The organism is Eubacterium sp. MSJ-13 (genome assembly GCF_018918235.1).
Taxonomy (GTDB): Bacteria; Bacillota; Clostridia; order Lachnospirales; family Lachnospiraceae; genus Butyribacter.
This window is the reverse complement of record NZ_JAHLQE010000106.1, coordinates 58,313-66,935: the sequence shown is the minus strand read 5'-3', so window position 1 is coordinate 66,935 and position 8,623 is coordinate 58,313. Positions and strand designations below refer to the sequence as shown.

General features: G+C 37.8%; 7 protein-coding genes and 1 pseudogene. 4 read left to right on the top strand and 4 right to left on the bottom strand.

The window, feature by feature from the left end:
• A pseudogene (locus KQI69_RS07040) lies at positions 1–547 on the bottom strand (collagen-like protein); the annotation flags it as partial.
• A gap of 268 nt (positions 548–815) precedes the next feature.
• On the opposite strand from KQI69_RS07040, the gene KQI69_RS07035 reads away from it, so the two are divergent.
• Positions 816–1,058: a holin gene (locus tag KQI69_RS07035; RefSeq protein ID WP_216564634.1), complete on the top strand. Its 243-nt coding sequence runs from the start codon at positions 816–818 to the stop codon at positions 1,056–1,058.
• Positions 1,059–1,143: 85 nt separating this feature from the next.
• Positions 1,144–1,713 (top strand): N-acetylmuramoyl-L-alanine amidase, encoded by a 570-nt coding sequence (locus tag KQI69_RS07030; RefSeq protein ID WP_216564633.1) that lies wholly within the window; start codon positions 1,144–1,146, stop codon positions 1,711–1,713.
• A 214-nt stretch (positions 1,714–1,927) separates the two neighbouring features.
• Here the strand turns inward: KQI69_RS07030 and KQI69_RS07025 are convergent, their stop codons facing one another.
• Entirely contained in the window at positions 1,928–4,210 is a 2,283-nt protein-coding gene (locus tag KQI69_RS07025) for a GGDEF domain-containing protein (protein WP_216564632.1), read from the bottom strand.
• 361 nt (positions 4,211–4,571) lie between these two features.
• Here KQI69_RS07025 and ychF point away from each other — a divergent pair, with 361 nt between their 5' ends.
• Both ychF and lgt read left to right on the top strand, forming a co-directional pair.
• Positions 4,572–5,672 (top strand): redox-regulated ATPase YchF, encoded by a 1,101-nt coding sequence (ychF, locus tag KQI69_RS07020; protein WP_216564631.1) that lies wholly within the window; start codon positions 4,572–4,574, stop codon positions 5,670–5,672.
• 62 nt (positions 5,673–5,734) lie between these two features.
• A complete protein-coding gene (gene lgt / locus KQI69_RS07015; RefSeq protein WP_216564630.1) occupies positions 5,735–6,595 on the top strand; it encodes a prolipoprotein diacylglyceryl transferase in 861 nt (286 codons plus the stop codon).
• Between the two features lie 112 nt (positions 6,596–6,707).
• Here the strand turns inward: lgt and KQI69_RS07010 are convergent, their stop codons facing one another.
• Positions 6,708–8,042, bottom strand: a complete 1,335-nt coding sequence (locus KQI69_RS07010; protein ID WP_216564629.1) for an MATE family efflux transporter — start codon at positions 8,040–8,042, stop codon at positions 6,708–6,710.
• 3 nt (positions 8,043–8,045) lie between these two features.
• Entirely contained in the window at positions 8,046–8,540 is a 495-nt protein-coding gene (locus KQI69_RS07005; protein WP_253289042.1) for a MarR family transcriptional regulator, read from the bottom strand.
• Positions 8,541–8,623 lie beyond the last annotated feature (83 nt).

The window sequence follows — 8,623 nt, the reverse complement described above, 5'->3', positions numbered from 1 at the left end:
CGCCTTTATCTCCTTTATCGCCTTGAGGCCCAGTATCGCCCTTGTCACCTTTTTCGCCTTGGATACCCTGTTCGCCGGTATCACCTTTATCCCCTTTTTCACCTTGAGGGCCAGTGTCTCCTTTATCACCTTTAGGTCCACGCTCGCCGGTGTCCCCCTTAGGTCCTACTGGACCTTCTGGTCCAGGTATTCCCTGTTCACCCTGGGGCCCCTGACAGCCCTTATCCCCCTGAATACCCTGAGGTCCAAGTTCGCCCTGGGGGCCTTGTATTCCGACAGGACCTTGTTCCCCGGCAGGTCCACGCTCGCCTTTTTCTCCACGTTCTCCTTTTGGTCCCGGTGGTCCCATAGGCCCCGGACATCCTGTATCACCTTTAATGCCACGAGGTCCCATAGGTCCCTGCTCCCCTCTTGGTCCCTGTTCACCACGAGGTCCTTCAGGACCCATAGGACCGGGCGGTCCCTGAATCGTCACATAAGTGCCGCAGGCTCCACAATTGTTACAGCCATTGCAGCAATTTCTTGATTTATTATTTGGATAGTTCATAATAAACCTCCATATATCAAATGGTGTATACTTACATATTATGCAGGAATGTTAAAGATGAGCAACATATTGATGGAAAGTAAGGGCTGGTAATAAAATAGCTTAATATAAAAAATCAAAAAGTTATGAGTAAGTAGCAGAGCGGATTACGAATATCTGTTTGACTTTTGTATGCAGATTATAATAAATATAAGATATAAATGCCGAAAACCACACACACATTAACACATCTTTAATAAAAATAATAATAAAAAGAGAGGATGGTTTCATGCTTAAAAACTGTGTTCTTAAAGGAAGTGTTGATACTAAAAAGTGGGTGGGTTCAGCGGCAGCAAGAGCTGTTAAGACAATGGCACAGACAGCAGTTTCTGTAGTGGCAGTTGGAAGTACAGTATCGAATGTAGATTGGAAACTTGCCGCATCTTCAGCGGTTGTTGCAGGAGTTGTGAGTGTTCTGACATCTGTTGCCGGACTTCCCGAAGTGGAATGTAAGGATAGTGTTAAAAAATAACCGGATAAATAATTTCTTTACAGGTATAAGATGCACATGCATATCTATATATGCATGTTTTATACGCAGAAAGCGAGGGAATGGCATGGCAAAAATAAAAGCAGTAACAGTGCATGGAGGTCATAATCCTTCCGGAAGGATTGCCTGCGGTGCGAGTGATTATATTGATGAGAGCAGAGAGGACAGGATCATTACCAAAAAAGTTGTGCGTCTTTTAAAAAAGAATGGTATAAAAGCGTATGATTGTACCGTAAATAATGGAACAAGTCAGAGAGATGTGTTAAAGAAAATATGTGCTAAATGTAATTCAAAGGTGAGAGATATTGATATTTCGATTCATTTTAATGCTTCAGATCATCAGAGAGTGCCTGATGGAAAGACAACGGGTACGGAGGTATGGGTAAGAGATACCTCGGCAGTAAAGGGAGAAGTAGCAAGGAGGATATGCAATCAGATAGCAAAAGTCGGATTTAAGAACAGGGGTGTGAAAACAACATCAGATCTTTGGTTCTTAAATAAGACAAAAAAACCGGCACTTCTTATAGAGGTATGTTTTGTGTCTGATCCTGATGATGCGATATTGTACAAAAAACACAAAGATGATATAGCAAAGGCTATCGTTCAGGCAGTAATAAATTACAACAGGGTGCATTAGGCTTTATATGAGATTATTATATTAATGAATTTTATGTAAGACAATAAAAAGGGGGCTGTCGCAAGAGGCACTATTCATACAATATGTAGATAATAAATCTGTTATTAACAGCTACATATTGTATAGATTATGCTTAATGCGACAGCCCCTTTTTATTTTTTGTATGATTGTGATTTAAGTATTGTAAAAAATCAGTATTTTATAAAATGAAGATTTAACTTATCGGATTCTTTTCGATATTCTTGCTTCGGTGTTTTTTGGCCTCATAGAGACTTTCATCAGCATGGGATAATGCATCGTGAAGGGACATGCCGCTGTCTGAGGCTGTCACATAAGTTCCCACGGAAACAGTTATGTTGTATGTTTTATCACTGGTTTCATTAAACTTTGCAAAACTGTCATTTATGGTTTTAACAAACTCTTTTTCATCATTGCTTTTGGAGTAATCTAAAACACAGGCATATTCATCGCCGCCAATCCTTCCGGTGATTCCAAGTCCGTCTACGGCATCAGTCAGTATCTCGCCGATAAGTTTTAATGAGAAATCTCCTTCATCATGGCCATATCTGTCATTGACAATCTTTAGATTGTTCATATCAACATATGCAAAAAGCAGTTTTTTGTTTTTTTCTTTTAAATCGCTGATAAGTTCTTCGGCTGCCTTGTAAAATCCCCTTCTGTTCAGTATACCTGTAAGAGTATCTGATTTTGACAGATTATCAAGTTTGATATTGTTTGCGTGCAGGACAGAAAGACTTTCTTTTAATTTTTGCTGTATTTTTTCATTAGTCTTTAGAAGGTCTATCATTTTAACTGCTGCACCAAGCTGATTTGCAAGAAACTCACCATTTTCAAATAATTGTGGTGAAAGGTCGCAAAGTATGAGTCCGTAAAGTGTTTCATTTGAAAAGAGAGGAAGACATACTGAGCAGAATCTTGCATTGCAGGTTTTTTCAAAATGGAAAATATCATCTATATTTAATTTTTGTGATATTGAAGGGACAGCTTTTACAGTTCCGTTTTCGAGTACTGCTTTTAAAAGTAGTGCATCAGGTCTTATAAAACTATCTCTTTCAAAGTGTGTTATTGCTTTTTCAAAAAGATAAAGGTGTGCATTTTTTATGCCCAAAAAATCGATATCAGAAAAAAGTTTTGTGTAACTTTGGTCAGTGCCGTTTTCAAATTGCATTGTATTACTTACAAACAGTTTGAAAAGATAATTATCTGATTCCTGCTTTGCCTGAATCTGTCCGAACTGGTTATTCATGCTTCTTATCATTTTTCTGTATAAAGTATCAAACAATTTACGCAGTTCATATGTTTTTTCAGGATTTTTCCTGCATATATAACTGAATATTTCTTCATAAATCCCTAAAAGATTGTCTATATCGGCATGTTTCATATGAATCTGATCTGCACATTTTATTATCTGTGTATAATCACTGTCATTTTCAGGATTCGACAATGAGAAGAGTTTTTGAAGCAATAATTCAAATTTTTGGGTGGAATCTGCCGCATCTTTTGATTCCTCATATCTGCAATTATAAAATACGGAATCTACATATGTATTTATAAGTGATGTGTAGTTTTCATGCTGTGTATTAAGGTCGGCTTTTTTATCGCCAAATGATTCACGCATAATGAATTTAACGGGAAGCTTCTGACTTTCAACAGATTCTTTGTTGACAAGTTTGATAAGTGTCTGCAAAGCCTTTTCACCGAGTTCGTTTGTATTAGTCCATATGGAAGATAAGGTCGGGCTTACTTTTGATGAAAGTGTTGAGTTGTCATATCCGAAAACATATATGTCTTTTCCGGGTACGAGTGACCTTTTATTCATTTCTTCATACAGATTGATGGCAACATCATCGTTTATACAGAAAACAGCTTCTACATCAGGATTTTTATCAAGTAATGTACAGGCGGCTTTTTTATCACGCTTTGACAGGTCGCTTATGACAAAGCTGTTTTCTGTGAAGGGAAGATCATGCTCACTTAGTACTTGCATAAAAGCATCTTTTCTCTCTTTTGCGTCAGTGTTTTCTTCAGGTCCGCCGATCATACCGAAACGTTCGCAATGTTTATTTTCTATGAGGTATTCCATAGCTTCGCGGATTCCTACACTATTGTCGGAAGTGATGCTTACGAATCCCGAAAATTTTGATGCGATAAGTACGCATGGCATATTTTTATATCTGCCAAGTAATTCACCGATCTTATCCTTGCTTGTAAAGCAGCCGATAACATCGGCAGCAACGATAACTGCGTCAAGTGTTTTACTATCTGCATATTCAAATAATGTATTGTACTGGTATTCGTATCTTATCTCAGCATTTTCTGAAAGGTCACGGTCGATATATTTTCCGGGTAATACAACCAGATCTACATCAGCAGCTTTAGCTGCGTGCATGACTCCTTTGCATATTGAGATCACGAAATGCTCCGTAATACCGCTTACAAGAAGTCCTATAGTTAAACGTTTATTTTTATTTTGCATATTTTTATACTCTCTTATTACTTTCTGGATTTAACACTATCAAGGAAGTCCCTCACTTCTATTGCGTAGAGCAAGTGGGGGTGTGGACTTGCCTGATAGTGTTATGAGCAAGTAGCAAAGCGGATTGCGAATATCCGCTTGACTATAAAATTTATATGTTAATGATAACATTTTTTGTCTGATAATACAATTGTTAAATATCAAGAAAGCTGTAAGGTATGTTATTTTGTAGTTTTGTAGTTTTCAAAAAAATCATAGTGTGATATAATGAAGATTAGCGTAGCCGTAAATGGTGTATAAATAAAAAATAGAAAGGCAGAAACCTTGTTTATGCAGGAGTTTTTGAACAGGTAGAGATAAAATGAAACTAGGAATCGTTGGACTTCCAAATGTTGGAAAGAGTACATTATTTAATTCACTTACAAAGGCCGGAGCAGCAGAGGCAGCAAATTATCCGTTCTGCACTATCGAACCTAATGTAGGTGTAGTTCCGGTGCCAGATAAGAGACTTGATGTTTTGACACAGATGCATAATTCTGCGAAGACTATCCATGCAGTTATCGAGTTTGTTGATATCGCAGGACTTGTTAAGGGTGCATCAAAAGGCGAGGGCCTTGGAAATCAGTTCCTTGCTAATATCCGTGAGGTTGATGCTATAGTTCATGTAGTACGCTGTTTTGATGATACAAATATAGTTCATGTGGATGGAAGTATTGACCCTTTGCGTGATATTGAGACTATCAATTTAGAACTTTTGTTCTCTGATCTTGAGATATTAGACCGCAGGTATGCAAAACTTGCAAAGAGTGTTAAAAACGATAAGACACTTGTCAAGGAATTTAATCTTGTTGAGAAGTTAAAAAAGCATCTTGAGGATGGAAATCTTGCCAAGACATATGAGCCGGAAGATGAGGATGAGGAGGAACTCTTAGAGAGTTTTAATCTTTTGACATATAAGCCGGTCATATATGCAGCGAATGTTTCAGAGGAGGACTTAGCAGATGATGCAGCTTCTAATGAATATGTTGCAAAGGTAAGAGAATATGCTGCTAAAGAGGGTTCAGGAGTTTTCGTTATCTGTGCACAGATAGAGCAGGAGATTGCAGAGTTAGAAGATGATGAGAAAAAAGAATTTTTAGAGGACCTCGGTTTATCTGAGTCAGGACTTGACAAACTTATAGCAGCCAGCTATAAACTTTTAGGCTTGATAAGTTTCCTTACGACAGGAGAAGATGAGACAAGAGCGTGGACTATAACAGAAGGTACAAAGGCTCCTCAGGCTGCTGGAAAGATCCATACTGACTTTGAGCGTGGCTTTATCAGAGCTGAAGTTGTAAGTTATGATAATCTCGTAGAGCAGGGAAGCATGAATGCAGCTAAGGAAAAAGGTCTTGTCCGCTCAGAGGGAAAAGATTATGTTGTTCAGGACGGAGATGTTGTTCTTTTCAGATTCAATGTATAATATGCCCTGTTTGATGCAGAATTATTTATTATAGAAAGTCTTAATTCAAAGGGGGACGGCAGATGGGAGCTGACATCAGATTTCCACATTTAGGGATAGAGATTGAAAAACTGGGAAAGAGTATTTCAATCGGAGGTTTTTCGATTGCGTATTATGGCATTATAATAGCTTTTGGTATGGTCTGTGGTTATCTTGTCGCAGCGTGGCAGGCAAAAAGAACAGGGCAGGACAAGGAATTGTATCTTGACCTTGCACTGTGGGATATAATATTTGCGGTTATCGGTGCCAGAGTTTATTATGTCATATTCAGTTGGGATTATTACAGTAAAAACCTTAAAGAGATAATAAATACAAGAGGCGGTGGACTTGCGATATATGGCGGTGTTATAGCCGGGGTGCTTACGACATTTGTGTTTTCAAAGGTGAGGAAAGTTTCATTTATGAAACTTCTTGATACCGCCTGTGGAGGTCTTCTTGTTGGTCAGATAATAGGAAGATGGGGAAATTTCTTTAACAGGGAAGCGTTTGGCGGTTATACAAACGGGTTGTTTGCGATGCAGATAAAAAGGACAGAGGTAAACCCGTCGAATATCACGCATGATATTATAAAGCATATTGTTGATATTGATGGTGTATCGTATATTCAGGTTCATCCGACATTTCTTTATGAATCATTATGGAATATAGCTGTTTTATTGGTGATTCTTATTTTTACAAAAAAGAAAAAATATGATGGTCAGTTGTTTCTTATGTATCTTCTCGGATATGGTATAGGAAGATTCTGGATAGAAGGACTTCGCACAGATCAGCTTCTTATACCGGGAACGGCAGTTGCCGTTTCTCAGGTATTGTCAGCTACAGTTGCAGTTATTTCTGCTGTCATACTGGTCATTATGCACAGAAAAAGAAAAATAACTAAATAGATAAAAAAGAGCGGCAATGTTCTTGAAGTAAAAATAAACATAGAGAACAGGCAGAGTACCACATCGGGAAGTGGGATACTCTGCCTGTTTTTTTGTATATGAGCGGATTTGCCTAAATATAATGATAATCGTTCCTCTTTTTTATGATAAAGGTTGCTGTGACGCAAAGTGTAAGTGCCTCTGCAACTGCTACTGATAACCATATGCCGTTTATTCCTCCCAAAAGTATAGGAAGCAGTATTACGGCAGATATCTGAAATACCAGTGTTCTTAAAAATGATATGGCTGCTGAGATAGGTCCGTTGTTCAGCGCTGTAAAGAATGATGAACCAAAGATATTATAGCCATTTATAAGGAATGTAAGACAATATATCCTGAATCCTGTAACAGTCATGTCAAACAACTCTTTGTCATAGCCTACAAATAACTTAGAAATAGGTGAGGCTATAATCTGTGCGAGTGCAAAAAGTGAGACCGCCCATATACATATCAGGGTCAGACTTTTCCTTAATAGATTTTTTAATTCATCATGGTTTTGTGCACCGTAGTGATAACTTATGATAGGGGCACTTCCTATTGAGTAGCCGAGGAATATGGCAACAAAGATAAAGTTTACATACATTATCGTTCCATATGCGGCAACACCGTTTTCTCCCGCAAATTTCATAAGCTGTAAATTGTATAATGAATTTACGATGGAGCTAGAGAGGTTTGTCATAAGTTCTGATGAACCGTTTGTACAGGTGCGTATAAGGACTTTGCCATAAAAATGTGTTTTTCCGAGTTTTAACGGACTTGAATTTTTTCTGCCAAAATAAAAGAGTGGCAGCAGACCTCCTATACATTCACCGCATACGGTCGCAATGGCGGCTCCTTCTATACCGAATCCGAGTACAGCGATAAAAATATAATCGAGTACCATATTTGTAAGTCCGGCAGCAACGATGACCATAAGCCCAAGTTTTGGTTTTTCAGCCGTTACAAAAAAACTTTGAAAAACATTTTGCAGCATAAAAGGCATAAGTGATATAAAACTTATCCTTCCGTACAGCACACAGTTATCAAGAAGTTTTCCACTTGCTCCTAAGGCGATGCTTACAGGGCGTACTAAGATGGCACCCAGGATAGCGAACAATAATCCGCCGATTATCGTTGTGTAAACTATCAATGAAAAATATTCATTTGCTCTTTTTGGTTTCTTTTCCCCAAGAGTTTTTGCTACTATGGCACTTCCACCTGTTCCCATCATAAATCCGAGTGCACTTAATCCCATGAGTAAGGGAAGAATGAGATTTATTGCGGCAAGAGCTGTTTTACCGACAAAGTTGGACACAAACAATCCATCGACAACGCTGTATATGGATGTAAATATCATCATTACTATAGACGGATATACAAATTTTAATAGTTTTTTAAATGTAAAATGTTCTGATAATTGAATTGCCATGAGTTACCTCCTACGTGTATTTTTAAGTTTGTTAAATTCATTGCGCAATGCTTTACTATATTTGTCTGATACATTGAGCAGAAGTATCTGTTCTTCTTTATCCAATAATGAAAATGAGTTGTTTTCACATTTGATGACAGGATAAATCTTTTCCTGTATAAGTATTTTGCCTTCCTCGGTAAGATTTATGTGTTTTGTGCGGCCTCTGCCATTTGAAAAGTATATATAACCATCTTTTTCAAGTTTGTGGATAGATGAGTTTATAGTCTGTTTTGGCAGAAATGATATTCTTCGTATATCACTCTGAAGGCAGCCGTCACCAAGTTCAAAGATTGAATACAGAATATCAAATGAACTGTCTGATAATCCTGCATTTACTGACATTTCATGGTAAATGTCATGAATTTCTTTGTAAAATTTGTTAAAAGCAGCAAGAGGACGGCTTATGGATGGTGTTTCTTCTGAAAAAATATCATTGTCATTATTGTTGTCGTTCATATATTCTTTCCTCCTCCGGTTTTTAAAAGTCTGATTTCGTACTTGTGAAAGTATAGTCTGAAATCGGACTTGTGTCAAGCAGA